At 72.2% G+C, this 25,840-nt stretch carries 20 protein-coding genes and 1 tRNA gene; 12 read left to right on the top strand and 9 right to left on the bottom strand.

All coding sequences use genetic code 11. The features are described 5' to 3' along the window. The first annotated feature begins 51 nt into the window (after positions 1–51). Entirely contained in the window at positions 52–972 is a 921-nt protein-coding gene (locus E4U92_RS12720; RefSeq protein WP_137300442.1) for a DUF4184 family protein, read from the top strand. On the opposite strand, the gene E4U92_RS12715 is transcribed toward E4U92_RS12720, so the two are convergent. Then, positions 938–1,300, bottom strand: a complete 363-nt coding sequence (locus tag E4U92_RS12715; protein WP_137300441.1) for a hypothetical protein — start codon at positions 1,298–1,300, stop codon at positions 938–940. The genes E4U92_RS12720 and E4U92_RS12715 overlap by 35 nt on opposite strands. A gap of 244 nt (positions 1,301–1,544) precedes the next feature. Further along, positions 1,545–4,271, bottom strand: coding sequence for a DNA polymerase I (gene polA / locus E4U92_RS12710; protein ID WP_137300440.1), 2,727 nt, complete (start codon positions 4,269–4,271; stop codon positions 1,545–1,547). Between the two features lie 310 nt (positions 4,272–4,581). Between polA and E4U92_RS12705 the strand changes: the two genes are divergently transcribed. The 9 genes from E4U92_RS12705 (at position 4,582) to E4U92_RS12665 (ending at position 14,533) form a co-directional block, all read left to right on the top strand. Beyond that, positions 4,582–6,861, top strand: coding sequence for an FdhF/YdeP family oxidoreductase (locus E4U92_RS12705; protein WP_137300439.1), 2,280 nt, complete (start codon positions 4,582–4,584; stop codon positions 6,859–6,861). Between the two features lie 66 nt (positions 6,862–6,927). Next, positions 6,928–7,404, top strand: a complete 477-nt coding sequence (locus tag E4U92_RS12700) for a PaaI family thioesterase (RefSeq protein WP_137300438.1) — start codon at positions 6,928–6,930, stop codon at positions 7,402–7,404. A gap of 76 nt (positions 7,405–7,480) precedes the next feature. Then, the gene (locus E4U92_RS12695) at positions 7,481–7,894 is read left to right on the top strand and encodes a hypothetical protein (RefSeq protein WP_229862187.1); all 414 of its coding nucleotides are present in this window, start codon (positions 7,481–7,483) and stop codon (positions 7,892–7,894) included. Then, entirely contained in the window at positions 7,891–8,502 is a 612-nt protein-coding gene (locus E4U92_RS12690) for a Tat pathway signal sequence domain protein (protein WP_137300437.1), read from the top strand. The genes E4U92_RS12695 and E4U92_RS12690 overlap by 4 nt, the downstream gene beginning before the upstream one ends. A gap of 289 nt (positions 8,503–8,791) precedes the next feature. Further along, positions 8,792–10,018: a branched-chain amino acid ABC transporter substrate-binding protein gene (locus tag E4U92_RS12685; protein ID WP_137300436.1), complete on the top strand. Its 1,227-nt coding sequence runs from the start codon at positions 8,792–8,794 to the stop codon at positions 10,016–10,018. 120 nt (positions 10,019–10,138) lie between these two features. Then, the gene (locus E4U92_RS12680) at positions 10,139–11,071 is read left to right on the top strand and encodes a branched-chain amino acid ABC transporter permease (protein WP_137300435.1); all 933 of its coding nucleotides are present in this window, start codon (positions 10,139–10,141) and stop codon (positions 11,069–11,071) included. A gap of 5 nt (positions 11,072–11,076) precedes the next feature. After that, a complete protein-coding gene (locus tag E4U92_RS12675) occupies positions 11,077–12,903 on the top strand; it encodes a branched-chain amino acid ABC transporter permease (protein WP_137300434.1) in 1,827 nt (608 codons plus the stop codon). Positions 12,904–12,908: 5 nt separating this feature from the next. Further along, on the top strand, positions 12,909–13,820 hold the full coding sequence (locus E4U92_RS37015) for an ABC transporter ATP-binding protein (protein ID WP_137300433.1): 912 nt from the start codon (positions 12,909–12,911) through the stop codon (positions 13,818–13,820). Next, entirely contained in the window at positions 13,817–14,533 is a 717-nt protein-coding gene (locus E4U92_RS12665) for an ABC transporter ATP-binding protein (RefSeq protein ID WP_137300432.1), read from the top strand. The genes E4U92_RS37015 and E4U92_RS12665 overlap by 4 nt, the downstream gene beginning before the upstream one ends. 83 nt (positions 14,534–14,616) lie before the next feature. On the opposite strand, the gene E4U92_RS12660 is transcribed toward E4U92_RS12665, so the two are convergent. After that, positions 14,617–15,270, bottom strand: coding sequence for an ANTAR domain-containing response regulator (locus tag E4U92_RS12660; protein ID WP_137300431.1), 654 nt, complete (start codon positions 15,268–15,270; stop codon positions 14,617–14,619). A gap of 102 nt (positions 15,271–15,372) precedes the next feature. Here E4U92_RS12660 and E4U92_RS12655 point away from each other — a divergent pair. Beyond that, positions 15,373–15,445, top strand: a tRNA-Leu gene (locus tag E4U92_RS12655). Between the two features lie 113 nt (positions 15,446–15,558). Here the strand turns inward: E4U92_RS12655 and pyk are convergent. Then, complete coding sequence (gene pyk, locus E4U92_RS12650) at positions 15,559–16,995, bottom strand: pyruvate kinase (protein WP_137300430.1); 1,437 nt, start codon at positions 16,993–16,995, stop codon at positions 15,559–15,561. Positions 16,996–17,280: 285 nt separating this feature from the next. Between pyk and E4U92_RS12645 the strand changes: the two genes are divergently transcribed. Then, the gene (locus tag E4U92_RS12645; protein WP_137300429.1) at positions 17,281–19,092 is read left to right on the top strand and encodes a bifunctional metallophosphatase/5'-nucleotidase; all 1,812 of its coding nucleotides are present in this window, start codon (positions 17,281–17,283) and stop codon (positions 19,090–19,092) included. A gap of 30 nt (positions 19,093–19,122) precedes the next feature. On the opposite strand, the gene E4U92_RS12640 is transcribed toward E4U92_RS12645, so the two are convergent. From E4U92_RS12640 to E4U92_RS12620, 5 genes are all read right to left on the bottom strand, one after another. After that, positions 19,123–20,562, bottom strand: a complete 1,440-nt coding sequence (locus E4U92_RS12640; protein ID WP_137300428.1) for a lysine N(6)-hydroxylase/L-ornithine N(5)-oxygenase family protein — start codon at positions 20,560–20,562, stop codon at positions 19,123–19,125. Beyond that, on the bottom strand, positions 20,559–21,905 hold the full coding sequence (locus E4U92_RS12635) for a pyridoxal phosphate-dependent decarboxylase family protein (protein ID WP_137300427.1): 1,347 nt from the start codon (positions 21,903–21,905) through the stop codon (positions 20,559–20,561). Before E4U92_RS12635 ends, E4U92_RS12640 begins: the two co-directional genes overlap by 4 nt. A gap of 194 nt (positions 21,906–22,099) precedes the next feature. Continuing rightward, complete coding sequence (gene pepN / locus E4U92_RS12630) at positions 22,100–24,586, bottom strand: aminopeptidase N (protein ID WP_168725100.1); 2,487 nt, start codon at positions 24,584–24,586, stop codon at positions 22,100–22,102. 103 nt (positions 24,587–24,689) lie between these two features. After that, positions 24,690–25,298, bottom strand: coding sequence for a response regulator (locus tag E4U92_RS12625; RefSeq protein WP_137300425.1), 609 nt, complete (start codon positions 25,296–25,298; stop codon positions 24,690–24,692). 151 nt (positions 25,299–25,449) lie between these two features. Beyond that, positions 25,450–25,800 carry a chorismate mutase gene (locus tag E4U92_RS12620; protein WP_137300424.1) on the bottom strand — a complete coding sequence of 117 codons (351 nt, stop codon included), beginning with the start codon at positions 25,798–25,800 and terminating at the stop codon, positions 25,450–25,452. Positions 25,801–25,840 lie beyond the last annotated feature (40 nt).

Genomic DNA, 25,840 nt, shown 5'->3' with positions numbered 1-25,840 from the left:
AGTCGATCTTCGCGTCGGCGCCACCGCCAACGTCTCGGTCCGGGAGTCCCGTTGCCGTTCACCCTCAGTCACGCCGCGGCCGTGCTGCCCGGGGTCCGCGCGGACGGGACGGGGCGGGCGGGCCTGGTGCCGGCGGTCCTCGTCGCGGGCTCGTTCGCGCCGGACATGACCTATTACGCGGCGAGTGCCGTCCCCGGCGGGATGGAGTTCGGCGCCGTCACGCACTCCCTCCCGGGCGTCGTCACGATCGACGTGCTGATCGCCTGGCTGCTGGTGGGCCTGTGGCTGCTGGTGCGCGAGCCGCTGGTGGCCCTGCTGCCCCGCGCCCGGCAGGGCCGGCCGGCCGCGCTCACCCGCTGCGGCGTGCCCCGCGCGCGGGTGTGTCCGGCGCTGCTGCTGCGCTGGTACGGCTGCGCCGTACTCGGCGCGCTGACCCACGTGTTCTGGGACGCGTTCACGCACCACGACCGGTGGGGCGTGCGGCTGTTCCCCGTACTCGACGATCAGGTGGCCGGCTCCCCGCTGTACCGGTACCTGCAGTACGGCGGCTCGGCCCTGGCCGCCGTGGTGATCGCCGCGTTCGTCGCCCACGCCCTGCGGCGCTCCCCGGCCGGCGAGCCCGTGGGGGTGCCGGCGCTGTCTGGGCGCGAGCGGTGGGGGGCGCTCGTGCTGATCGGCGGCTGCGCGCTGGGGGCCGGGGTGCGGCGGGCCGTGCGGTGGTGGGACCACTGGGGGCCGCGGGCCGAGCCGTGGGAGCTGATCCCGACGGTGTGCTTCGGGGCGGGCGCCGGGCTGGTGCTGGGAGTGGCCCTCTACGCCGTGCTGGTGCGCGTGCGGGGGCGGCGTCCGGCCGCCCGGAGCGGCGGTGGCGCGGGGGCGGGTGCGCTCGGGCGGGCGGACGGGGCGCCGGCGTCCCGGGGGTCCGGGGCGTCCGGTGTCAGCGGGGAGCGGAGCCGTCCGGGCGTTCGGTGAGGGACGCGGGGGCGGGGGTGAGGACGATCCGGAAGGAGCGGCGGGGCCTCGGGAGTCGTTCGAGGGTGCCGAGCGCCAGGTCCAGGTAGCCGCGGGTCACCTGCCAGGCGGTGCTGTCCCGGAGCCGGGTCAGGCCCCGGCGGGCGGGCGCCACGGCGTCGCGCAGGGCCGTGCGGGCGGTGCGGGGCATCCGGGGGGTCGCGGCGCCGGGGGCGCGGGCGGGGACCGTCGCGGAGGGCGGTACGGGGGGCTTGACCTGCGTCGTTGCGGCGGACGTGGCATCAACGCGTGCGTGTGCCGTCCGGCGGTGGAGCATGCGTATACCCATGGCGGCATCTTGGCGCCGTGGGGGTGGCGGGGCGCTCTGTCGGGGGCCACGCGGGTGAGGGGGTGAGGGCGGACGCCGGGGCGCGGGCCGCCCCCACACCAGCTCGAGGGCGGGGCGCCGGGGGGCGGGCCGCCCCCCACATCCACAGCTCGAGGGCGCGGCGTCGGAGCACGGGCCGCTCCCACCCCGGCCGAGGGCAGGGGCGCCGGCGCGCGGGCCGCCCCCACCCCGGCAGTACGGCTTCCTAGTGGGCCGCCGACTCCCAGTCCGGGCCCGCGCCCACCGAGACGTCCAGCGGGGCCCTCAGGACGACCGCCGTGGACATCTCGCGGCGGACCAGTTCCTCGGCCCGCTCGCGCTCGCCGGGGGCGATCTCCAGGACGATCTCGTCGTGCACCTGGAGGAGCATCCGGGAGGCGAGGCCGGCCTCGCGCAGGGCCTGGTCGACCTTGAGCATGGCGATCTTGACGATGTCCGCCGCGGTGCCCTGGATCGGCGCGTTGAGGGCCATGCGTTCGGCGGCCTCCCGGCGCTGGCGGTTGTCGCTGTTGAGGTCGGGCAGGTACCGGCGGCGGCCGAAGAGGGTCGCCGTGTAGCCCGTCGCCCGGGCCTCGTCGACGGCGCGGCGCAGGTAGTCGCGCACGCCGCCGAAGCGCTCGAAGTAGGCGTCCATGAGGGCGCGCGCCTCCGCCGCCTCGATGTTGAGCTGCTGAGACAGGCCGAACGCCGACAATCCGTACGCCAGGCCGTACGACATGGCCTTAATCTTGCGGCGCATCTCCGCGTCGACCGCGGACCGCTCCACCCCGAACACCTGGGAGGCGGCCGTGGTGTGCAGGTCCTCCCCGGAGGTGAACGCCTCGATCAGGCCCGCGTCCTCGGAGAGGTGGGCCATCACGCGCAGCTCGATCTGGCTGTAGTCGGCCGTCATCAGGGACTCGAAGCCCTCGCCCACGACGAACCCGCGGCGGATCGCGCGGCCCTCGTCGGTGCGGACCGGGATGTTCTGCAGGTTCGGGTCCGTCGAGGACAGGCGGCCGGTGGCGGCGACGGTCTGGTTGAACGTGGTGTGGATGCGGCCGTCGGTCGCGATCGTCTTGATCAGGCCCTCGACGGTGACGCGCAGCTTCGCCTGCTCGCGGTGGCGGAGCATGATCACGGGCAGTTCGTTGTCCGTCTGGCCGGCGAGCCAGGCGAGGGCGTCGGCGTCCGTGGTGTAGCCGGTCTTGGTCTTCTTCGTCTTCGGCAGGCCCAGCTCGCCGAAGAGGACCTCCTGGAGCTGCTTCGGGGAGCCCAGGTTGAACTCGTGTCCGGCGGCCGCGTGGGCCTCCTTGACGGCCTGCTGGACGGCGCCCGCGAACATCTGCTCCATGGCCTCCAGGTGGGCGCGGTCGGCGGCGATGCCGTGCCGCTCCATGCGGGCGAGGAGCGCGGACGTGGGCAGTTCGACGTCGCGCAGCAGGTCGGCCGCGCCGACCTCCTCCAGCCGGCCGCGGAAGGCGTCGCCGAGGTCGTGGACCGCGCGGGCCTGCACCATGAGCGCCTCGGCCTCGGCGCCGTCGTCCGCGCCGAAGGCGAGCTGGCCGTCGGCCGTGGCGGCGGGGGCCAGCTCGCGGTTGAGGTACTCCAGGGACAGCGCGTCGAGGTCGAAGGACCGGCGGCCCGGCTTGACCAGGTACGCCGCCAGCGCGGTGTCCATGGAGACGCCGGCGATGCTCCAGCCGTGCTCGGCGAAGACCCGCATGGCGCTCTTGACGTCGTGGAAGACCTTGGGCCGCTCCGGGTCCGCCAGCCAGGCCGCCCACGCCCGCTCGTCGGCCTCGTCGAGCTCGGCGGGGTCGAACCAGGCGGCCGCTCCCCCGCCCGCGGCGAGCGCGACCTCGGCGACCGAGCCGGTGCCCAGCGCCCAGGTGTCCACGGTGGCCACGCCGAGGGGCTGCCCGGCGTGCTCGGTGAGCCAGCCGGCCAGCTCGCCGGTGCCGAGCACCGTGCCGTCGAGCTCCACGCCGGCCAGTACGACCGGGGCCTCCTCGGCCTGCTCGGCGCCCGGGTCGACGGCGAGCAGGCGCTCGCGCAGCGACGGGTTGCGGATCTCCAGGGTGTCCAGGACCATCGCGAGCGCCTTGCGGTCGTACGGCGCGCGCTCGAGGTCGGCGACGGTGCGGTCCAGCTCGACCTGGCGCTCCAGCTCGGTGAGGCGGCGGTTGAGCTTCACCGACTCCAGGTGGTCGCGGAGGTTCTGGCCGGCCTTGCCCTTGACCTCGTCGACGCGCTCGACCAGCTCGGCGAAGGAGCCGAACTGGTTGATCCACTTGGCGGCGGTCTTCTCGCCGACGCCGGGGATGCCGGGGAGGTTGTCGGACGGGTCGCCGCGCAGGGCCGCGAAGTCGGGGTACTGGGCGGGCGTCAACCCGTACTTCTCGAAAACCTTCTCCGGGGTGAAGCGGGTCAGCTCCGACACGCCCTTGGTCGGGTACAGCACCGTGGTGTGCTCGGACACGAGCTGGAAGGAGTCGCGGTCGCCGGTGACGATCAGCACGTCGAAGCCCTCGGCCTCCGCGCGGGTGGCGAGGGTGGCGATGATGTCGTCCGCCTCGAACCCCTCGACGGCGAAGCGCTGGGCGTGCATCGCGTCGAGCAGTTCGCCGATCAGCTCGACCTGGCCCCGGAACTCGTCCGGCGTCTTGGAGCGGTTGGCCTTGTACTCGGTGAACTCCTCGGAGCGCCACGTCTTGCGCGAGACGTCGAAGGCGACGGCGAAGTGCGTGGGCGCCTCGTCACGGAGCGTGTTCGCCAGCATCGACGCGAAGCCGTAGATCGCGTTGGTCGGCTGGCCCGTCGCGGTGGTGAAGTTCTCCGCGGGCAGCGCGAAGAACGCGCGGTAGGCCAGCGAGTGCCCGTCCATGAGCATCAGGCGGGGCCGGCTGCCGCCGGGGGTCGTCTCGGTCTTCTTCGATGCTGTCTCTGCCACGCCCCCGATCCTGCCACGCCCCACTGACACGAGCGCCCGTCGGCTCGACCGGGGACGAGGACAGGGGGCGAGGACGGGGCGATGACGGGGGTGCGACGTCGGGGATGACGGGGGCCGGCCGGGGGCGTCAGGCGAGGGCGTACGGGAACGTCGGTCCGGGACGGACCGAGAGCGGCGGCCGGACGCGCCGCCGTGCGGTGACGGTGGGTGTCGAGGCCCGTGCCCGCTGTCGTGCCCGGCCCGTTCCCCTGTCGGCGGTGCGTGCGAGGATCGGGGCGAGCTCGTCGGTGTGCGCGAAGGAGAGAGCGCGATGGCAACGAAGCCGCCCCAGACCGATCCGGTGCAGGACGCGCCGCAGGTCACCGCACCGCAGCACGCCGCGGCCGGCCTGACCGCCATCGGGCACACCCTGCGCGTCGCCCAGCGGCAGATGGGCGTCCGCCGCACGATGCTGACGCTGATGGACGTCAACCAGAAGGACGGCTTCGACTGCCCGGGCTGTGCCTGGCCCGAGCCGGACCACCGGCACAAGGCGGAGTTCTGCGAGAACGGCGCGAAGGCGGTCGCCGAGGAGGCGACCCTGCGCCGGGTCACGCCGGAGTTCTTCGCCGCGCACCCGGTCGCCGACCTGGCCGGCCGCAGCGGCTACTGGCTCGGGCAGCAGGGCCGCCTCACCCACCCCATGTACCTGCCCGAGGGCGCCGAGCACTACGAACCGGTCACCTGGGAGCGCGCGTTCGACATCGTCGCCGAGGAGATCGCCGCCCTCGCCTCCCCCGACGAGGCCGTCTTCTACACCTCGGGCCGCACCAGCAACGAGGCCGCGTTCCTGTACCAGCTCTTCGCGCGCGAGCTGGGCACGAACAACCTGCCGGACTGCTCCAATATGTGCCACGAGTCGTCCGGTTCGGCGCTGAACGAGACCATCGGCATCGGCAAGGGCAGCGTCCTGCTGGAGGACCTGCACCGGGCCGACCTGATCATCGTGGCCGGCCAGAACCCGGGCACCAACCACCCCCGCATGCTGACCGCGCTGGAGGAGGCCAAGGCCAACGGCGCGCGGATCATCAGCGTCAACCCGCTGCCGGAGGCGGGGCTCGAGCGGTTCAAGAACCCGCAGACGGCCAAGGGGCTCACCTCGGGCGCCGCGCTCACCGACCTGTTCCTGCAGATCCGCATCGGCGGCGACCAGGCCCTGTTCCGGCTCCTCAACAAGCTGGTCCTCCAGACGGAGGGCGCGGTCGACGAGGAGTTCGTCCGCGAGCACACCCACGGCTTCGAGGAGTTCGCCGCGGCGGCCCGCGCCGCAGACTGGGACGACACCCTCAGGGCGACCGGCCTCACGCGCGCGGAGATCGAGCAGGCCCTGGCCATGGTCCTCGCGTCGAAGCGCACCATCGTCTGCTGGGCCATGGGCCTGACCCAGCACAAGCACGCGGTGCCGACGATCCGGGAGGTGGTCAACTTCCTGCTGCTGCGCGGCGACATCGGCCGCCCCGGCGCGGGCGTGTGCCCGGTGCGCGGCCACTCCAACGTGCAGGGCGACCGCACCATGGGCATCTTCGAGCGGCCCGCCCCGGCGTTCCTGGACGCCCTGGAGCAGGAGTTCGGGTTCGCCCCGCCGCGCGCGCACGGCTACGACGTGGTGCGCGCCATCCGCGCCCTGCGCGACGGCGAGGCGAAGGTGTTCTTCGCGATGGGCGGCAACTTCGTCTCCGCCTCCCCGGACACCCAGGTCACCGAGGCGGCCATGCGCCGGGCCCGGCTGACGGTGCACGTGTCGACCAAGCTGAACCGCTCGCACGTCGTCACGGGCGCGCGGGCGCTGATCCTGCCCACCCTCGGCCGCACCGAGCGCGACGTGCAGGGCGGCGGCGAGCAGTTCGTCACCGTCGAGGACTCCATGGGCATGGTGCACGCCTCCCGGGGCCGGCTGGAGCCGGCGAGCACGCACCTGCTGTCGGAGCCGGCCATCGTGTGCCGGCTCGCGCGGCGGGTGCTCGGCGAGCGCAGCGTGGTGCCGTGGGAGGAGTTCGAGGCGGACTACGCGACGGTCCGGGACCGCATCGCGCGCGTGGTCCCCGGCTTCGCGGACTTCAACGCGCGCGTGGCGCAGCCCGGCGGCTTCGTGCTGCCGCACGCCCCGCGCGACGAGCGCCGCTTCCCGACGGCGACCGGCAAGGCCAACTTCACGGCCGCGCCGGTCGAGTACCCGGAGCTGCCCGAGGGCCGGCTGCTGCTGCAGACGCTGCGCTCGCACGACCAGTACAACACCACGGTCTACGGCCTGGACGACCGCTACCGGGGCATCCGCGGCGGCCGCCGGGTGGTCCTGGTCAACGCGCAGGACGCGCGGGAACTGGGCGTCGCGGACGGGTCGTACGTGGACCTGGTGAGCGAGTGGAGGGACGGGGTGGAGCGGCGGGCGCCGGGCTTCCGGGTGGTGGTCTACCCGACGGCGCGGGGCTGCGCGGCGGCCTACTACCCGGAGACGAACGTCCTGGTGCCGCTGGACGCCACCGCGGACACCAGCAACACCCCGGCCAGCAAGTCCGTCGTGGTGCGTCTGGAACAATCGGCCACCGACTGAGCGTTTGCTCAGGCGGCGCCGCCGGCGCTGCCCGTCCTGTACGACGACGAACGGAGCCCGGGCACCATGGGTGAGCAGCAGCACGTGAAGTTCCCGCAAGAGGTCATCGACGAGTACGCCGCACTCGGCGTGGACCTGCACGCGATGTTCTCCGCCGGGCACCTGGGCACCCGCATGGGCGTGCAGATCCTGGAGGCGTCCGCCGAGCGCGTGGTCGGCACGATGCCGGTCGAGGGCAACACCCAGCCGTACGGGCTGCTGCACGGCGGGGCCTCGGCGGTGCTGGCCGAGACCCTCGGCTCCGTCGGGTCGATGCTGCACGGCGGCAGCTCGAAGATCGCCGTGGGCGTGGACCTGAACTGCACACACCACCGCGGGGTCCGCTCCGGCCTGGTGACCGGCGTGGCCACGCCCGTGCACCGGGGGCGGTCCACGGCCACGTACGAGGTCGTGATCAGCGACGAGGAGGGGCGGCGGGTGTGCACCGCGCGGCTGACCTGTCTGCTGCGGGACGTGCGCGCGGGCCAGGACACCACCGGCTGACACCCTCGGTCGGAGCCGAGCTCCCGGCGCCACCTGCCCGTTGCCCCCGCCCCGCCCCTCCCCCTAGCGTCGGGCCATGGCAACGCGAAGGCCCCGACCGGGGACCGGACGCCTCGGCGCAGCACTGCTGGCGGGCGCCCTGGCCGGCGTACTGGCGACCGGCTGCGGCGCCCCGGCGGCCACCGGAGCGGACGGCGCGCACACCACCGCACCGGCCGCCGCCTCCCCCGCTCCCCCCGAGGACCTGTGCACCCGCGTGGTCGCCCACTGGTCCCGTGAGGTCCTGGACGGCACCACGTACGGTGACTACCAGTCGATGGGCCTGTCCAACGGGCAGTACGAGATCCTGCGCGCGGTGGTGGACGAGGCACGCGCCGAGAAGCGGCGCGCCGGGGCCGCGGCGGCCGACGCGCTGATCGGCCGCCGGGTCCGCGAGGGGTGTGTCGCGTGGTACCGCTCGGGTGGTCCGGGCGAGGGCCCCTGGCAGTGAACGCCATCGGCCCGGTCGAACCCGGCGAGGGCACGACGGCCCCCCGGCCCGAGCCGCGGCCTGCCGCCGGTGGCTCCACCGGGCACCCAACGGCCCCTCGGCGGGCCCTCGTTGCGGTTCTGGCCGCCGTCCTGCTCCTCGCCGCCGGCGGCTACCTCTACGCGACCCGGCCGCACGTCCCCCCGCCGGCCCCGCCCGTGCCGTCCCAACTCCCCTTCCCGGCCCAGGTGGTGGACGTGACCTTCGTCGGACCGCACGCCGCGCCGCCCGGCGCCTCGCCGCAAACCTTCGCGTTCGAGGTGCTGTTGAGCGTGGACGCGGGTCCGGAGGTGACCGTGACCAGGGTGTCGCAGCCGTACGCCGGGCTGTCCCTGACCACTGCCCCGCGCACGCCCTTCCGGACGGCGGCGGGGACCGCCCGCACGATCGTCATCACCATGCATGTCACGGAATGCGGAACAGTGCCGGAAAACGCCGGGCTTCCTTTCCTCGACGTAACTCTACGTAATACGCGCGCAATACAAGAGCAGAGTTTCATCCTGGGACCGCGGTATGCCCGAGCCCTCTCCCAGGCCCTACAGGTCGCCTGCAGCAACGAATCCGGGTAATCACCAAAACGCCCGAGACGCCTGATCGGGAAACGGCGCGTCCTGCGGGTTCTCAGCATGCGGACAGGGCGAATCGGCCTGAATTCCGCTGTTCCACCCCCTCAGTACCGCTCTGCATTACCTCGTGTCATAACAAGAGCGTCACAGCCTTGGTCAGGGTCTCCTCCACCTTCCCTTCACGCGCCTAGAGTCACGGCCAGTCACCGCGAGGTCGGATTGTCACTTCGACCCAGCGCTCGACTCGGCCTCTTCCAGGGGGAGGGGGCCGTGCCAGGGAAAGGACTGGATCGTGCGTCAACGTTCGCTCATCGCCATCACCGCCGCGCTGGCGGCGGGAGCACTCACCCTCACCGCCTGCGGCTCGCGCGACAGTGGCGACAAGGGTTCCGACTCCGGGGGCACCACGGTGGTCATCGGTGTCGACGCCCCGCTGACCGGTGACCTGTCCGCGCTGGGCCTCGGCATCAAGAACTCGGTCGACCTGGCCGCCAAGACGGCGAACAAGAAGAAGTACGTCGACGGCGTCAAGTTCGAGATCAAGGCCCTCGACGACCAGGCGCAGCCCTCCTCGGGCCAGCAGAACGCCTCCACGCTCGTCGCCGACAAGGACGTCCTGGGTGTGGTCGGCCCGCTGAACTCCTCCGTGGCCGAGTCCATGCAGAAGGTCTTCGACGACGCCAAGCTCGTCCAGATATCCCCGGCCAACACCGGCCCGGCCCTGACCCAGGGCGCCAACTGGCAGACCAAGAAGGAACGCCAGTACAAGTCGTACTTCCGCACGGCGACCACGGACGCCATCCAGGGCCCGTTCGCGGCGCAGTACGTCGTCAACGACGCCAAGAAGAAGAAGGTCTTCGTCATCGACGACAAGAAGACCTACGGCGCAGGCCTGGCCTCGACGTTCACCGCCGAGTTCAAGAAGATCGGCGGCCAGGTCGTCGGCACCGACCACATCGACCCGGACACCAAGGACTTCTCCGCGGTGGCCACCAAGGTCAAGAACTCCGGCGCCGACGTCGTCTACTACGGCGGCGAGTACCCGCAGGCCGGTCCGCTCAGCAAGCAGATCAAGGCCAGCGGCGCCAAGATCCCGGTGGTCGGCGGCGACGGCATCTACGACCCGACCTTCATCAAGCTCGCCGGCCCCAACTCCGCCGGTGACCTCGCCACTTCCGTCGGCGCCCCGGTCGAGACCCTCGCCTCGGCCAAGCAGTTCGTCGCCGACTACAAGGCGGGCGGCTACAAGGAGGAGTACGCGGCCTACGGCGGTTACTCCTACGACGCCGCCTGGGCGATCATCGAGGGCGTGAAGAAGGTCGTCGACGACAACGGCGGCAAGCTCCCCGACGACGCCCGCGCCAAGGTCACGGCCGCCGTGCAGAACGTCTCCTTCGACGGGGTGACCGGCAAGGTCTCCTTCGACGAGTTCGGTGACGCCACCAACAAGCAGCTCACCGTCTACGCGGTCGAGAACGGTGCCTGGAAGGCGGTCAAGTCCGGCACCTTCACCGGCTGACCCACCCCGCACCACTCAGAACCACAGAGCCGCGCGGGGCGCTGTTCCACTGGCGCCCCGCGCGGACTCGCATCCGGTTCCATCCGTCGAAACTATCCGAACCGTCTCGGAGGACATGCGGTGAACGAACTGCCGCAGCAGCTGGTCAACGGCCTGCTACTGGGATCCATGTACGGGCTGGTCGCCATCGGCTACACGATGGTCTATGGCATCGTCCAGCTCATCAACTTCGCCCATGGCGAGATCTTCATGATCGGAGGGTTCGGCGCCCTCACGGTCTACCTGTACGTGTTGCCCGACGGAACGTCGATGTGGGTGGCCCTGCCGCTGATGCTCGTCGGAGCCGTCGTCGCCGCCGTCCTGGTCGCCGTCGGAGCGGAACGATTCGCCTACCGGCCGCTGCGCACCGCTCCGCGCCTGGCCCCGCTGATCACCGCGATCGGCCTCTCCCTGGCGCTCCAGCAGGCGGTCTGGGCCTGGTACCCCGGCGCCAAGGAGTCCATCAACTTCCCGGAGATCGCCGGCGGTCCCTTCGAGATCGGCAGCGTCACCATCCAGACCGGTGACGTCTTCCTGATCGTCGCCGCCCCCATCAGCATGGCGATCCTCGCGTACTTCGTCATGAAGACCCGCACCGGCCGCGGCATGCAGGCCACCGCGCAGGACCCCGACACCGCCAAGCTGATGGGCATCAACACCGACCGCATCATCGTGGTCGCCTTCGCCCTCGGTGCCGCGTTCGCCGCGGTCGGCGCCGTCGCCTACGGCCTGAAGTACGGCCAGGTGCAGTTCCGCATGGGCTTCATCCTCGGTCTGAAGGCCTTCACCGCCGCGGTCCTCGGCGGCATCGGCAACATCTACGGCGCGATGATCGGCGGACTGGTCCTCGGCCTCGCCGAGACCATGGCCACCGCCTACATCGCCGACATCCCCGGCTTCGACCAGCTCGGCGGGCAGTCCTGGGCCAACGTCTGGGCCTTCGTACTCCTCATCCTCGTGCTGCTGTTCAGGCCCCAGGGCCTGCTCGGCGAGCGCGTGGCGGACAGGGCGTGATACCGATGACGACGCAGACCACCGCTCCGCTCAGCCCCAGTGCGCCCGTCGAGGGCGCCCCCAAGGGCTTCATCGGCCTCCCCGCCCCGCTCGGCCGCGCCCTCGCCACGGGTGGCAGCGCCCTGGCCGTGGTCGCCACGTTCCTCGCGTGGACGTGGACCTCCGAGTACCCCGGCGACCTCACCGTCTACGGCTACCCGGGCGGCCTGCAGGTCCTCGTCCTCGTCGGCGGCCTGCTCAGCGTCCTGCTCGGACTGGCCTCGTACGGCCTGTGGGGCCTCGGCCGGCTCTTCCCCGGCTCCGCCGAGAGCGCCCTGAAGCTCGCCGTGCTCGGCACCTTCGCGACCGCCTGGTACACGGTCGTCGACATCAGCGCCGAACTCGGCGGTGTCGTCAACCTGGAACCGGGTGCCTACCTCGTCGCCCTCGCCACCCTGGTCGCCCTGGTCGGTGTCCTCGCGCTCCCCTTCACCTGGCCCGAGCCCGAGCCCATCGACCCCGAGGACACCTCCTGGGAGCAGTTCAAGCACCGGTGGCTCCAGAACTGGGCCGTGGTCAAGGCCTCCGTCGCCGCCAAGAGCCCCGGCCCGGCCCCCCAGCGGCCGCCCTTCGTCGACATCCTGGTCATCATCGCCGTCATGGCGGTCGGCCTGATCGTCTTCACGTACGGCATCGGCACCGAGTACGACCAGCAGTTCATCGGCTTCCTGATCATCGTCGGCTTCGGCTTCGGAGCCCTCGCCAAGGCCGGGCTCGTGGCCCGGGTCTCGGCGATCACGGCCCGGCACCGCACCCTCACCATGATCAGCGCCTTCGTGGCCGCGGCCCTGTTCCCCTTCACCCAGTCCGACGACCAGTACGCGACGATCGGCGTCTACATCCTGATCTTCGCCACCGTCGCCCTCGGCCTGAACATCGTCGTCGGCCTCGCCGGCCTGCTCGACCTGGGCTACGTGGCCTTCCTCGGCGTCGGTGCCTACACCTCCGCCCTGGTCTCCGGGTCGCCCTCGTCCCCGCTCCACGTGCAGTGGCCGTTCTGGGCCTCCGCGCTGCTCGGTGCCGTCGTCGCCATGATCTTCGGTGTCCTGATCGGCGCCCCCACGCTCCGGCTGCGCGGCGACTACCTGGCCATCGTCACCCTCGGCTTCGGTGAGATCTTCCGCATCACCGTGCTGAACATGGACGGCACGTCCGGCCCGGACGTCACCAACGGCTCCAACGGCATCTCGTCCATCCCGAACCTGGACATCCTCGGCTTCGACTTCGGCCAGGAACACACGATCCTCGGCTTCACCCTGGCCCGCTTCGCCAACTACTTCCTGCTGATGCTGCTGATCACGCTGATCGTGGTCGTGGTCTTCCGGCGCAGCAGCGACTCGCGCATCGGCCGGGCCTGGATCGCCATCCGCGAGGACGAGACCGCGGCCCTCGCCATGGGCATCAACGGCTTCCGCGTGAAGCTGATCGCGTTCGCCCTCGGCGCCTGCCTGGCCGGCCTCGCCGGTTCGGTCCAGGCGCACGTCACCTACACGGTGACCCCGGAGCAGTACCAGTTCGCCCACGTCGTGCCGCCCAACTCGGCCTTCCTGCTGGCGGCGGTCGTGCTCGGCGGCATGGGCACCATCTCCGGCCCGCTGGTCGGTGCCGCGCTGCTCTACCTGATCCCGGCCAAGCTCCAGTTCCTCGGCAACTACCAGCTCCTCGCCTTCGGTCTCGCGCTCGTCCTGCTGATGCGGTTCCGTCCGGAGGGCCTCATCCCCAACCGCCGCCGCCAGCTGGAATTCCACGAAGAGACGGAAGCACCCGCCGTCCTCACCAAGGCAGGGGCCTGACCACCATGACCACCGACACCACCACCAGGGACACCGCCCCCGGCGCCGCCGTGCCGGGCGAGGCCGTCCTCGACGCCCGCGGCGTGACCATGCGCTTCGGCGGCCTCACCGCCGTGCGCAACGTCGACCTCACCGTCAACGCCGGTGAGATCGTCGGGCTCATCGGCCCCAACGGCGCCGGCAAGACGACCTTCTTCAACTGTCTGACGGGCCTGTACATCCCCACCGAGGGCGAGGTCCGCTACAAGGGCGCCGTCCTGCCGCCGAAGTCGTTCAAGGTGACCGCGGCCGGCATCGCCCGGACCTTCCAGAACATCCGTCTGTTCGCGAACATGACCGTCCTGGAGAACGTCCTGGTCGGCCGGCACACCCGCACCAAGGAAGGGCTCTGGTCGGCCCTGCTGCGGGGCCCCGGCTTCCACCGGGCCGAGGCCGCCTCCCGCGCCCGCGCCATGGAGCTCCTGGAGTTCGTGGGCCTCGCGGGCAAGGCGGAGCACCTGGCCCGCAACCTGCCCTACGGCGAGCAGCGCAAGCTGGAGATCGCCCGCGCGCTGGCCAGCGAGCCGGGCCTGCTCCTGCTGGACGAGCCCACCGCGGGCATGAACCCGCAGGAGACCCGGGCCACCGAGGAACTGGTCTTCGCGATCCGCGACATGGGCATCGCCGTCCTGGTCATCGAGCACGACATGCGGTTCATCTTCAACCTGTGCGACCGCGTCGCCGTGCTCGTCCAGGGCGAGAAGCTCGTCGAGGGCGACAGCGCCACCGTCCAGGGCGACGAGCGGGTCGTCGCCGCGTACCTCGGCGAGCCCTTCGAGAACGACCCCGGCGCGGCCGAGGTCGCCGAGGTCGAGGCCGCCGAGGCGCAGGCCGACACCGTGACGGACGCCGTGCCCGGCAAGGAGAACGACCGATGACCGCACTGCTGGAAGTCGAGGACCTGCGGGTCGCCTACGGCAAGATCGAAGCCGTCAAGGGCATCTCGTTCAAGGTCGACGCCGGTGAGGTGGTCACCCTCATCGGCACCAACGGCGCGGGCAAGACCACGACCCTGCGCACCCTCTCCGGCCTGCTCAAGCCGGTCGGCGGGCAGATCCGCTTCGAGGGCCGCTCGCTGAAGAAGGTGCCCCCGCACCAGATCGTGTCGCTGGGCCTCGCCCACTCCCCCGAGGGGCGGCACATCTTCCCGCGCATGACCATCGAGGACAACCTGCGCCTCGGTGCGTTCCTGCGCAACGACAAGGCGGGCATCGAGAAGGACATCCAGCGCGCCTACGACCTGTTCCCCATCCTCGGCGAACGGCGCCGGCAGGCCGCGGGCACCCTCTCGGGCGGTGAGCAGCAGATGCTGGCCATGGGGCGGGCCCTGATGTCCCAGCCCAAGCTGCTGATGCTGGACGAGCCGTCCATGGGCCTGTCGCCGATCATGATGCAGAAGATCATGGCGACGATCGCCGAGCTGAAGTCCGGCGGCACGACGATCCTGCTGGTCGAGCAGAACGCCCAGGCGGCCCTGTCGCTGGCCGACCACGGCCACGTGATGGAGGTCGGCAGCATCGTCCTGTCCGGTACGGGCCAGGACCTGCTGCACGACGAGTCGGTCCGCAAGGCGTACCTGGGCGAGGACTGACCCGGCGCACGACGAGGCCCGCGTCCCCCCGCGAGAGGGGGCGCGGGCCGAGACATCCCCCAGCCGGGCGCGGGGGCGGGCGCTCAGCCCTTGGACGCCTTCTTCTCCTCGGCGTCCTGGATGACGGCCTCGGCGACCTGCTGCATCGACATGCGCCGGTCCATCGAGGTCTTCTGGATCCAGCGGAAGGCGGCCGGCTCGGTCAGCCCGTACTCGGTCTGCAGGATCGACTTGGCGCGGTCCACCAGCTTGCGGGTCTCCAGGCGCTGGGAGAGGTCGGCGACCTCCTTCTCCAGCTCCTTCAGCTCGGTGAAGCGGGAGACGGCCATCTCGATGGCGGGCACGACGTCGCTCTTGCTGAAGGGCTTGACCAGGTAGGCCATGGCGCCGGCGTCGCGGGCCCGCTCGACCAGGTCGCGCTGGGAGAACGCGGTGAGCATCAGCACCGGGGCGATGCGCTCCTCGGCGATCTTCTCGGCCGCCGAGATGCCGTCGAGCTTGGGCATCTTCACATCGAGGATGACGAGGTCGGGCCGGTGCTCGCGGGCGAGTTCCACGGCCTGCTCACCGTCGCCGGCCTCGCCGACGACCGAGTAGCCCTCCTCCTCCAGCATCTCCTTGAGGTCGAGGCGGATCAGGGCCTCGTCCTCGGCGATGACGACTCGGGTCGTCAGCGGAGGCACGTGCGACTTGTCGTCGTCGGGCGCGTCTACGGGCTGGGGCGACTCGGCGGTCACGGGGGCTCCTCGTTCAGGGCAGGGGTACTGCTGACAAGAGCCTACCCAGCTACGGTAAGGTGGGGACACGGCGGGTAGCCGTCGTCCTTCATTTTGAAGGGGGCCCCGGTAGCCCAGCGGTAGAGGCAATGGTCTCAAACACCATCCAGCGTCGGTTCGAATCCGACCCGGGGTACTTTTCTTAGGAATCCAAGGTCACCCTTTTCTGTGCGCCGGACCCGGCCGCCGGAATGGCACAAGAGGGCCCCTCCCGAGGAGGGGCCCCTTTTCATATCCGGCCTCGTCCCCCTACTTCGGCGCGTCGTCCTCGCCGATGTGGTGCACCCGGACGAGGTTCGTGGAACCGGAGACACCGGGCGGCGATCCGGCTGTGATGACCACGACGTCCCCCTGGGCGCAGCGGCCGTACTTCAGCAGGAGTTCGTCCACCTGGTCGACCATCGCGTCCGTGGAGTCGACGTGCGGGCCGAGGAAGGTCTCGACGCCCCAGGACAGGCTGAGCTGGGAGCGGGTGGCCGGGTCCGGGGTGAAGGCCAGCAGCGGGATCGGCGAGCGGTAGCGGGACAGTCGGCGCGCGGTGTCGCCGGACTGGGTGAACGCGACCAGGAACTTCGCGCCCAGGAAGTCGCCCATCTCGGCGGCCGCCCGCGCCACCGCGCCGCCCTGGGTGCGGGGCTTGTTGCGGTCGGTCAGCGGCGGCAGGCCCTTGGCCAGCATGTCCTCCTCGGCGGCCTCGACGATCTTCGCCATGGTGCGCACCGTCTCGATCGCGTACTTGCCCACGCTGGTCTCGCCCGAGAGCATCACCGCGTCCGTGCCGTCGAGGACCGCGTTGGCGACGTCGCTGGCCTCGGCGCGGGTGGGGCGGCTGTTCTCGATCATGGAGTCGAGCATCTGGGTGGCCACGATCACCGGCTTGGCGTTGCGCTTGGCCAGCTTGATCGCGCGCTTCTGCACGACCGGCACCTGCTCCAGGGGCATTTCGACGCCGAGGTCGCCGCGGGCGACCATGATGCCGTCGAACGCGGCGACGATGTCCTCGACGGCCTCGACCGCCTGCGGCTTCTCGACCTTGGCGATGACCGGGAGCCGGCGCCCCTCCTCGTCCATGATGCGGTGGACGTCCTCGATGTCCCGGCCGCTGCGCACGAAGGACAGCGCGATGACGTCGAAGCCGGTGCGCAGCGCCCAGCGCAGGTCCGCCTCGTCCTTGTCGGACAGGGCGGGCACCGAGACGGCGACGCCGGGCAGGTTGAGGCCCTTGTGGTCGGAGACCACGCCGCCCTCGACGACCTGGGTGTGCACGTGCGGGCCGTCGACGGAGGTCACCTCGAGGCAGACCCTGCCGTCGTCGACGAGGATGCGCTCACCGGCGGTGACGTCGCCCGCCAGGCCGGCGTACGTGGTGCCGCAGCGCCGCCGGTCGCCCTCGACGCCGGGTTCGACGGAGATGGTGAAGGCGTCGCCGCGTTCAAGGAGTACGGGTCCTTCGGCGAAGCGGCCGAGGCGGATCTTCGGGCCCTGAAGGTCGGCGAGGAGACCGACGCTGCGGCCGGTTTCGTCGGCGGCCTTGCGGACGCGCCGGTAGCGCTCCTCGTGTTCGGCGTGGAGGCCGTGGCTGAGGTTGAAGCGGGCTACGTCCATTCCGGCGTCGACCAGGGCTTTGATCTGGTCGTACGAATCGGTGGCGGGGCCCAGGGTACAGACGATCTTTGCTCGGCGCATGAGTCGAGCCTAGGGCTTACCGCCGGGTAGGGAATTGGCTGCACATGACGACTCAACCACCGCTCGATGAAAGGTCTTTGACAATTGTTGAATTGTGCGACCGGGCGCTCCGATGAGCATTTCGGCGGCGCTTTTTCGTTTTTTCCGCGGTTCTTCTCGGCCGTCCGGGTGAGACAGGTCACCAGATCGCAACCTCGTGGACCTGTTGCGGCCGGTCATGCACGGGTCAGAATCTACGCGCGCTGATCTACGCGCGTCGTACCGTACGTCCGAGGAGCCCGAGACATGCCGTTGAACCGCCGGAAGTTCCTGAAGAAGACCGCCGCCACCGGGGCCGGGGTCGCGGTCGCGGGCGCGGCTGCGGCTCCCGCGGCGCAGGCCGCGGACGGGCCGGCCGGCAAGAAGCCGAAGCAGCCCAAGGGCTACGCGCTGACCGTGATGGGCACGACCGACCTGCACGGCCACGTCTTCAACTGGGACTACTACAAGGACGCCGAGTACAAGGACGCCGCGGGCAACGCGCAGGGACTGGCCCGGATCTCCACCCTGGTGAACCAGGTGCGCGCCGAGAAGGGCCGCCGCAACACGCTGCTGCTGGACGCCGGCGACACGATCCAGGGCACCCCGCTGACGTACTACTACGCCAAGGTCGACCCGATCACCGCCGAGGGCGGCCCGGTGCACCCGATGGCCCAGGCGATGAACGCCATCGGCTACGACGCGGCGGCGCTCGGCAACCACGAGTTCAACTACGGCATCGAGACCCTGCGCACCTTCGAGGACCAGCTCGACTTCCCGCTGCTCGGCGCCAACGCGGTCGACGCCAGGACGCTGAGGCCCGCCTTCCCGCCCTACTTCATCAAGACGTTCCACGTGCCGGGGGCCAGGCCCGTCAAGGTCGCCGTGCTGGGCCTGACCAACCCGGGCATCGCGATCTGGGACAAGGCGTACGTGCAGGGCAAGCTGAAGTTCGAGGGCCTGGAGGAGCAGGCCGCGAAGTGGGTGCCGAAGCTGAAGTCGCTGGGCGCGGACGTGGTCGTGGTCTCGGCGCACTCGGGCACGTCGGGGACGTCGTCGTACGGCGACCAGGTGCCGTACGTGGAGAACGCGGCCGCCAACGTGGCCCGGCTGGTCCCGGACATCGACGCGATCCTGGTCGGGCACGCCCACCTGGAGATCCCGGAGCTGAAGGTCGTCAACGAGAAGACGGGCCGGACGGTCGTGCTGTCGGAGCCGCTGGCGTTCGCCGAGCGGCTGTCGCTGTTCGACGTCGAGCTGGTCTTCGACAAGGGCCGCTGGAGCGTGGAGTCGGTCTCGGCGAAGGTCCTCAACTCCAACTCGGTGCCGGACGACCCGCGCATCACCCGGCTGCTGAGCGACGAGCACGCCAAGGTCGTCGCGTACGTCAACCAGGTGGTGGGCACCGCGACCGCCACCCTGACGACGGTCGAGGCCCGCTACAAGGACGCCCCGATCATCGACCTGATCACCAAGGTCCAGGAGGACGTGGTCAAGGCGGCCCTGGCCGGCACCGCGTACGCCTCGCTGCCGGTGATCGCGCAGGCGTCGCCGTTCTCCCGCACCTCGGAGATCCCGGCCGGCGACGTGACCATCCGGGACCTGTCGAGCCTGTACGTCTACGACAACACGCTGGTCGCCAAGCTGATGACCGGCGCGCAGGTGCGGGCGTACCTGGAGTACTCCGCGCAGTACTTCGTGCAGACCCCCGCGGACGCGGTGGTCGACGTGGAGAAGCTCACCAACTTCGGCGGCCGCCCGGACTACAACTACGACTACGTGTCGGGGCTGTCGTACGACATCGACATCGCCCAGCCGGCCGGCTCCCGCATCAAGAACCTGACCTACGGCGGCGCCCCGCTGGACGACGCGCAGCAGTTCGTGCTGGCGGTGAACAACTACCGTGCCAACGGCGGCGGCGCGTTCCCCCACGTCGCCACGGCCCAGGAGCTGTGGTCGGAGTCGACGGAGATCCGCACCCGGATCGCCGAGTGGGTCACCGCCAAGGGCGTGCTGGACCCGAAGGACTTCGCGTCGGTGGACTGGAAGCTCACGCGCAACGGCACGCCGGTCTTCTAGCCGCCGTGCGGGAGGTCCCGGGGCCGGGGGCTATACGCCGTCGGTCAGCGGGGTGAGGGCCGGGGCCTTCGCGCCCTGCGGCGGGACCCGCGGGTGCGGGTCCAGGCCGAAGGTGGTGAAGGCCGTACGGCCGGGCAGGGGGTAGGTCTCCTTGCCGGTCAGGGTGTTGAGGACGGTCGCGCTGCGCCAGGCGGCCAGTCCCAGGTCGGGGGCGCCGACACCGTGGGTGTGCCGCTCGGCGTTCTGCACGAACACCGCGCCGGTGACGGACGGGTCGAGCACCAGCCGGAACTGCTCGTCCACGCGCGGGCGTCCGGCGCTGTCGCGGCGCAGGTACGGGTCGAGGCCGGCCAGGACGCCCTCCAGGGGGCGTTCGCGGTAGCCGGTGGCGAGGACCACGGCGTCGGTGGTGAGCCGGGACCGGGCGTCCTGCTGGACGTGTTCCAGGTGGAGTTCGACCTTGGTGGTGGCCAGGCGTCCCGCGGTGCGCACGCGGACGCCGGGGGTGAGGACGACGTCGGGCCAGCCGCCGTGCAGGGTGCGCCGGTACAGCTCGTCGTGGACGGCGGCCAGGGTGCCCGCGTCGATGCCCTTGTGGAGCTGCCACTGGGCGGCCACCAGCCGGTCCCGCACGGCTTCGGGCAGGGCGTGGAAGTAGCGGGTGTAGTCGGGCGTGAAGTGCTCCAGTCCGAGCTTGGAGTACTCCATGGGCGCGAACGCCTCGGTGCGGCCGATCCAGTGCAGCGACTCACGGCCGGCCGGGCGGCGGCGCAGCAGGTCGAGGAAGACCTCGGCGCCCGTCTGGCCCGAGCCGACGACGGTGACGTGGCCGGCCGCGAGGATCGCGTCGCGGTGGGCGAGGTAGTCGGCGGCGTGCACGACGGGCGCCCCGGGCGCGTCGACGAGGGGGCGCAGCGGCTCGGGGACGTACGGCTCGGTGCCGACGCCGAGGACCACGTTGCGCGTGTAGGTGCGGCCGAGGGACTCGGCCTCGCCGTCGGCGTCGAGCCGGGTGAAGTCCACCTCGAACGCCTCGCGCTCGGGGTTCCAGCGCACGGCGTCCACCTGGTGGCGGAAGTGCAGTCCGGGGAGGTTCTCGGCGACCCAGCGGCAGTAGGCGTCGTACTCGGCGCGGTGCAGGTGGAAGCGCTCGGCGAAGTAGAACGGGAAGAGCCGGTCGCGGGACTTCAGGTAGTTGAGGAAGGTCCAGGTGCTGGCGGGGTCGACCAGCGTGACCAGGTCGGCGAGGAAGGGCACCTGCACCCGGGCGTCGTCGAGGAGCAGTCCGGGGTGCCACGCGAAGCCGGGGCGCTGCTCGTAGAAGACGGCGTCGAGTTCGGGGAGCGGCTGGGCGAGGGCGGCGAGGGAGAGGTTGCAGGGCCCGATGCCGACGCCGACGAGGTCACGGGGGCTGTCGGGGGCGCGGCGGGGGGCCGCGGGGGCGGCGGACGGGTCCGGGGCGGGGGTCATCTGGGGGTGCTTCCTTCCACCAGGTCGAGGAGTGCGGCCAGGTCGTCGGGCCGGGTGTGGGGGTTGAGGAGGGTGGTCTTGAGCCAGAGCCGGCCGTCGAGGCGGGCCCGGCCGAGGACGGCGCGGCCGTCGGTCAGCAGCAGGCGGCGTACGGCGGCGACGGCGTCGTCGGTGGCGCGGGTGGGCCGGAACAGCACGGTGCTGATCACGGGCCGGTCGTACAGGGCGAGGCCGGGCCGGGCGGCGACCTGGCCGGCGAACTCCTCGGCGAGGGCGCACACCCGGTCCACGAGCGCACCGAGTCCGCGTCGGCCCAGGGTGCGCAGGGTGACGGCGACCTTCAGCACGTCGGGGCGGCGGCTGGTGCGCAGGGAGCGCCCGAGGAGGTCGGGCAGGCCGGCCTCGGTGTCGTCGTCGGCGTTGAGGTAGTCGGCGCGCTGGTGGAGCGCGGCGAGGTCGTCCGGGTCGCGGACGGCGAGCAGTCCGGCGGCGACCGGCTGCCAGCCCAGCTTGTGCAGGTCGAGGGTGACGGTGTCGGCGGCGTCGAGCCCGGCCAGCTTCGCGCGGTGCCGCTCGCTGAACAGCAGGCCGCCCCCGTAGGCGGCGTCGACGTGCAGGCGGGCGCCGTGGGCGGCGCACCGGGCGGCGATGTCGGGGAGCGGGTCGATCAGGCCGGCGTCGGTGCTCCCGGCGGTCGCGGCGACCAGCAGGGGGCCCGGCAGGGCGGTGAGGGCCGCGTCCAGGGCGGCCGGGTCGAGCGTGCCGGCCGGGGCGGGCACCACCACCGGCTCGGGCAGGCCCAGCAGCCAGGCGGCACGCGGCAGGGAGTGGTGGGCGTTGGCCCCGCACACCAGGCGCAGGGCGGGCCCCTGGCGTTCGCGGGCGAGCAGCAGGGCGAGCTGGTTGGACTCGGTGCCGCCGGTGGTGACGAGGGCGTCGGCGAGGCCCGCGTGCCGGGCGAGGGCCCGGGTGACCCGTGCCTCCAGCGCGGAGGCGGCCGGGGCCTGGTCCCAGGAGTCGAGGGAGGGGTTCAGGGCGCCCGCGGCGAGGTCGGCGGCGACCGCGACGGCGAGCGGCGGGCAGTGCAGGTGCGCCGCGCACAGGGGGTCGGCCGGGTCGGCGGAGCCCTCGGCGAGCACCCGCACCAGCGCGGCGAGCGCACCGGGGTCGCCGTCCTCGGGCAGCGCGTCCCGGACCCGCGCGTCGACGGGACCGGGCCCGCCCGCGGGCAGCGGGCCGCCCCGCGCACGGTCCCCCTCGGCGAGCGCGTCCAGCACGACGCCGAGCAACGCCCGTAAGGCGCGGGTGCCTTCGGGGCCCGAGGCGAGGGGCGGCGTGCTCATGGTCGTCCTCCCGGGAGCGACGCGTACGGGACGCTTCCAGCGTGTACGCATCACATGCCGCCGCGCCCGCGAACCCCGGCGATCAGAACCCGAAAGGGGGTACTGCCCCGCCCGGGGCACCCCTGGGGGGCCCGGCCGGGATATGGGACAGGGCACGGCCGGGGGCCGTGCCCTGTGACGAGCGGCGGGAGGGATCAGACCGACGTCGTGCGGACCCGCAGCGCCCGGGACAGGTCGTCGAGCTGGTCGACCAGCTTGCGGCGCAGGGCCGGGGTGGCCTCGTCCCGGGCCAGGCACGCCTCGCCCAGCCGCAGGGTCTCCTCGTCCACCGCGTGGGCCGGGAACGCCCAGCGGCCGGCCGCCTCGGCCATCGCGGTGCCCCGGCGGGCGGCGAGGCCGACGGCGTCGTCGTAGAAGCGCGCCACGTACGGCCGGAGCAGGTCGGCCTGTTCGGGCTGCCAGAAGCCCTGCGCGGTGGCCGTGAACAGGTAGTTGGACAGGTCGTCCCGGACGAACATCGCCTCCCAGGCGCGCTCCTTGGCCTGCGCGTCCGGCAGTGCCGCGCGGCACCGGGCGGCGCCCTCCTGGCCGGTGGCGGACGGGTCGCGCTCCAGCTCGGCGGCGATGGCGGCCTCGTCGGTCGCGCCGAGCACGGCGAGCCGGCCGAGGACGCGCCAGCGCAGGTCCGGGTCGAGCTCCGGGCCGCCGGGCACGATGCCGTCGGCGAACCAGGCGGCGATCGTGTCGGGGTGGGCGGCCACGTCGATGAAGTGCCGCACGGCGACCAGCCGCAGGCCGGGGTGGTCGCCGTCCTCGGTGCGCCGGATCAGGTCCCGGCACAGCGCGGCGAGGCCGGCGAGCGCGGCCGGACGGTCCTCGGCGGCCACGTAGCGGTCGGCGATCTGCCCGGCGGCGAAGGACAGCACGCCCTGGACGAGGGCGAGGTCGCGCTCGTGCGGGAGGTGGGTGCGGGCGACCTCCAGGTAGGCGGCGGGCGCCAGGTCGCCGTCGCGGACGGCGTCGCGCAGGGCGCTCCAGACGACGGCGCGGGTCAGCGGGTCGGGCAGCCCGCACAGCCCGGTGCGGACCGCCTCGAAGGAGTCCGCGTCGAAGCGGATCTTGGCGTAGGTGACGTCGCCGTCGTTGAGGAGCAGCAGCGCGGGCTTCTTGCCGATGGGCTGCGGGGCGCTCTGGGGCACGTCGACGTCGACGCGCTCGCGCAGCACCAGCCGGCCCTCGTCGGAGAGGTCCTGGTCGTACAGGCCGACGCAGATGCGGTGCGGGCGGCTGCCGGTGCGCTCGACGGTGAGCAGGCGGTCGCCGTTGGTGCCGCTGACGGTGGGCACGAGCGTGTCGACGCCGGTGGTGCGCAGCCACGCGTCGGCCCAGGCGTGGACGTCGCGGTCGGTGGCGGAGGCGAGGGAGTCGATGAAGTCGGCGAGGGCCGCGTTGCCGAACCGGTGCCGCGCGAAGTGCACGTTGATGCCGGCGAGGAAGTCCTTCTCGCCGAGCCAGGCGACCAGTTGGCGCAGCGCGGAGGCACCCTTGGCGTAGGAGATGCCGTCGAAGTTGAGCATCGCGGAGGCGGTGTCGGGGACGGCGTCGGGGGCCACCGGGTGGGTGGAGGGGCGCTGGTCGGCGTCGTAGCCCCAGGGCTTGCGGACGACGCCGAACTCGGTCCACGGGTCGGTGAAGCGGGTGGCCTCGGTGAGGGTCTGGTAGCCCATGTACTCGGCGAACGACTCGTTCAGCCAGATGTCGTCCCACCAGCGCAGGGTGACGAGGTCGCCGAACCACATGTGGGCCATCTCGTGGGCGACGACCATGGCGCGGGTCTGCCGCTCGGTGTCGGTGACGGCGGAGCGGTAGACGAACTCGTCGCGGAAGGTGACCAGGCCCGGGTTCTCCATGGCGCCGGCGTTGAACTCGGGGACGAACGCCTGGTCGTAGGAGTCGAACGGGTAGGGCTCCTCGAACTTCTCGTGGTAGCGGTCGAAGCACTGCCGGGTGATCTCGAACAGCTCGTCGGCGTCCGCGTCGAGGTGGGGCGCGAGCGAGCGGCGGCAGTGCAGGCCGAAGGGCAGCCCGCGGTGCTCGGTGCGCACGGAGTGCCAGGGGCCGGCGGCGACGGCGACGAGGTAGGTGGAGATCAGCGGGGTGGGCGCGGCCCGCCAGGTACCGTCGCCCAGGTGCTCGGTGACGCTGTTGGCGAGGACGCTCCAGCCCTCGGGGGCCTTCACGGTGAGCTCGAACACGGCCTTGAGGTCGGGCTGGTCGAAGGCGGCGAAGACGCGCTGGACGTCCTCCATGAAGAGCTGGGTGTAGAGGTAGGTCTCGCCGTCGGTGGGGTCGGTGAAGCGGTGCATGCCCTCGCCGGTGCGCGAGTAGCGCATGGTCGCCTCGACGCGCAGCTCGTGCTCGCCGGCCGTGAGGCCGTTCAGCGGCAGGCGGTTGCCGTCCAGCGCCTCGGGGTCGAGCGGCTGCCCGTCCAGGGTGACGGAGTGCAGCTCGGCGGGCTTGAGCTCGACGAAGGTGTCCGCGCCCGTGCGCGCGGTGAACCGGACGACGGTCGACGACGCGAAGGTCTCGTCACCGCCGGTCAGGTCGAGCTCGATGGTGTAGCGGTGGACGTCGAGGAGCTGGGCACGGGTCTGCGCTTCGTCGCGCGTCAGTACGGACATGGACGACATGCTGCCTGATGGTGTGGTCCGGGCACAGGGCCGGACCGGTACGCGCGCTATGTCCCTTCCCGTGCGGGAGCGGGCGCGGCGGGCCGGCGCGCCGTCAGGCCGTGTCGCACTGCTCCGTGCCGTGCCGCTCCGTGCCGTGCCGCTCCGCGTCCCGTCGGGCCGGGTCGCGCTGGGCGGGGACGGCGGGCACGGCGGGGACGCGGGCGTCCGGGCGGGGCGGGGCCGGCAGGGCGGCGCGCGTGCCGTCCGGGCCGGGGCCGGGCGCGGCGCCGGCCTCGACCAGGGCGCGCAGTCCGCGCACCTCCCGCTCCAGGGCCAGGCGCCGCTGGTGGGCGTCGTACAGGTAGCGGACCTTGGTGCGCAGGGACCCGGGGTCGACCGGCTTGGGCAGCAGGTCGGCGACGCCGAGCGCGAAGGCCTCCGAGGTCAGCGCGGGGTCGAGGCCGAAGCCGGTGAGCAGCACGACCGGGATGTGCTGGGTCTGCTCCAGGCGGCGCAGGTAGCGCACCACGTCCAGGCCGCTCACGTCGGGCATGCACACATCGAGCAGGACCAGCCCGACCCGGCCGCGCAGCACCTCCTTGAGGGCCTCGTCGCCGCCGGCGACACAGCACAGGCGGTGGCCCAGCGGGGCGAGCGCGCTCTCCAGCGCGTACCGCGTGTCCCTGTGGTCGTCGACGATGAGGATCCTGGCATCCGGCATGACCCACGTCCCTCCCGCGGCGGGGCCACCAGCTTACGTCGGCCCCCTGACGGTGGGTGCCCGCGGGCTCACGATCGGTGCCCGCCGAGGCCGGTTTCCGACGGTGGTCCGCCCGCTCGTCCCTCGCGCCCGTCCGGCGGATCAGCGCAGGTCAGCCGCCGGTGGCGGGCGGCCCGCCGACCGCGTCGTCGGCGATCCGCTCGTGGTGGCGGATCACCTCGGCGATGATGAAATTGAGGAACTTCTCAGCGAAGGCGGGGTCGAGCTTCGCGCTCTCGGCGAGCGCGCGCAGCCGGGCGATCTGGCGGGCCTCGCGCGCCGGGTCGGCGGGCGGGAGCTGGTGGCGGGCCTTGAGGTGGCCGACCTGCTGCGTGCACTTGAAGCGCTCGGCGAGCATGTGGACGACGGCCGCGTCGATGTTGTCGATGCTCTCCCGCAGCCGCGCGAGCTCCTCGCGCACGGCCGGTTCGACGTCACCGGTTCCGGTGGTGCTGGTGGTCATGGGCGTTCACCCTAGTGCGTCGCCGTAGAGTGGAAAGCGG

Origin of the sequence: Streptomyces galbus (assembly GCF_005280195.1) — a bacterium.
In the GTDB taxonomy this organism is placed as follows: Bacteria; Actinomycetota; Actinomycetes; order Streptomycetales; family Streptomycetaceae; genus Streptomyces; species Streptomyces galbus.
The sequence above is the reverse complement of the archived record's forward strand: the minus strand, read 5'-3'. Positions and strand labels throughout refer to the sequence as shown.

Bases quoted from the DNA above. Each gene is read 5' to 3' on its own strand.
- E4U92_RS12715 (WP_137300441.1), bottom strand. From the start codon at position 1,300: ATGGGTATACGCATGCTCCACCGCCGGACGGCACACGCACGCGTTGAT.
- E4U92_RS12705 (WP_137300439.1), top strand. From the start codon at position 4,582: ATGGCAACGAAGCCGCCCCAGACCGATCCGGTGCAGGACGCGCCGCAG.
- E4U92_RS12700 (WP_137300438.1), top strand. From the start codon at position 6,928: ATGGGTGAGCAGCAGCACGTGAAGTTCCCGCAAGAGGTCATCGACGAG.
- E4U92_RS12695 (WP_229862187.1), top strand. From the start codon at position 7,481: ATGGCAACGCGAAGGCCCCGACCGGGGACCGGACGCCTCGGCGCAGCA.
- E4U92_RS12675 (WP_137300434.1), top strand. From the start codon at position 11,077: ATGACGACGCAGACCACCGCTCCGCTCAGCCCCAGTGCGCCCGTCGAG.
- E4U92_RS37015 (WP_137300433.1), top strand. From the start codon at position 12,909: ATGACCACCGACACCACCACCAGGGACACCGCCCCCGGCGCCGCCGTG.
- E4U92_RS12665 (WP_137300432.1), top strand. From the start codon at position 13,817: ATGACCGCACTGCTGGAAGTCGAGGACCTGCGGGTCGCCTACGGCAAG.
- pyk (WP_137300430.1), bottom strand. From the start codon at position 16,995: ATGCGCCGAGCAAAGATCGTCTGTACCCTGGGCCCCGCCACCGATTCG.
- E4U92_RS12645 (WP_137300429.1), top strand. From the start codon at position 17,281: ATGCCGTTGAACCGCCGGAAGTTCCTGAAGAAGACCGCCGCCACCGGG.
- E4U92_RS12640 (WP_137300428.1), bottom strand. From the start codon at position 20,562: ATGACCCCCGCCCCGGACCCGTCCGCCGCCCCCGCGGCCCCCCGCCGC.
- E4U92_RS12635 (WP_137300427.1), bottom strand. From the start codon at position 21,905: ATGAGCACGCCGCCCCTCGCCTCGGGCCCCGAAGGCACCCGCGCCTTA.
- pepN (WP_168725100.1), bottom strand. From the start codon at position 24,586: ATGTCCGTACTGACGCGCGACGAAGCGCAGACCCGTGCCCAGCTCCTC.
- E4U92_RS12625 (WP_137300425.1), bottom strand. From the start codon at position 25,298: ATGCCGGATGCCAGGATCCTCATCGTCGACGACCACAGGGACACGCGG.
- E4U92_RS12620 (WP_137300424.1), bottom strand. From the start codon at position 25,800: ATGACCACCAGCACCACCGGAACCGGTGACGTCGAACCGGCCGTGCGC.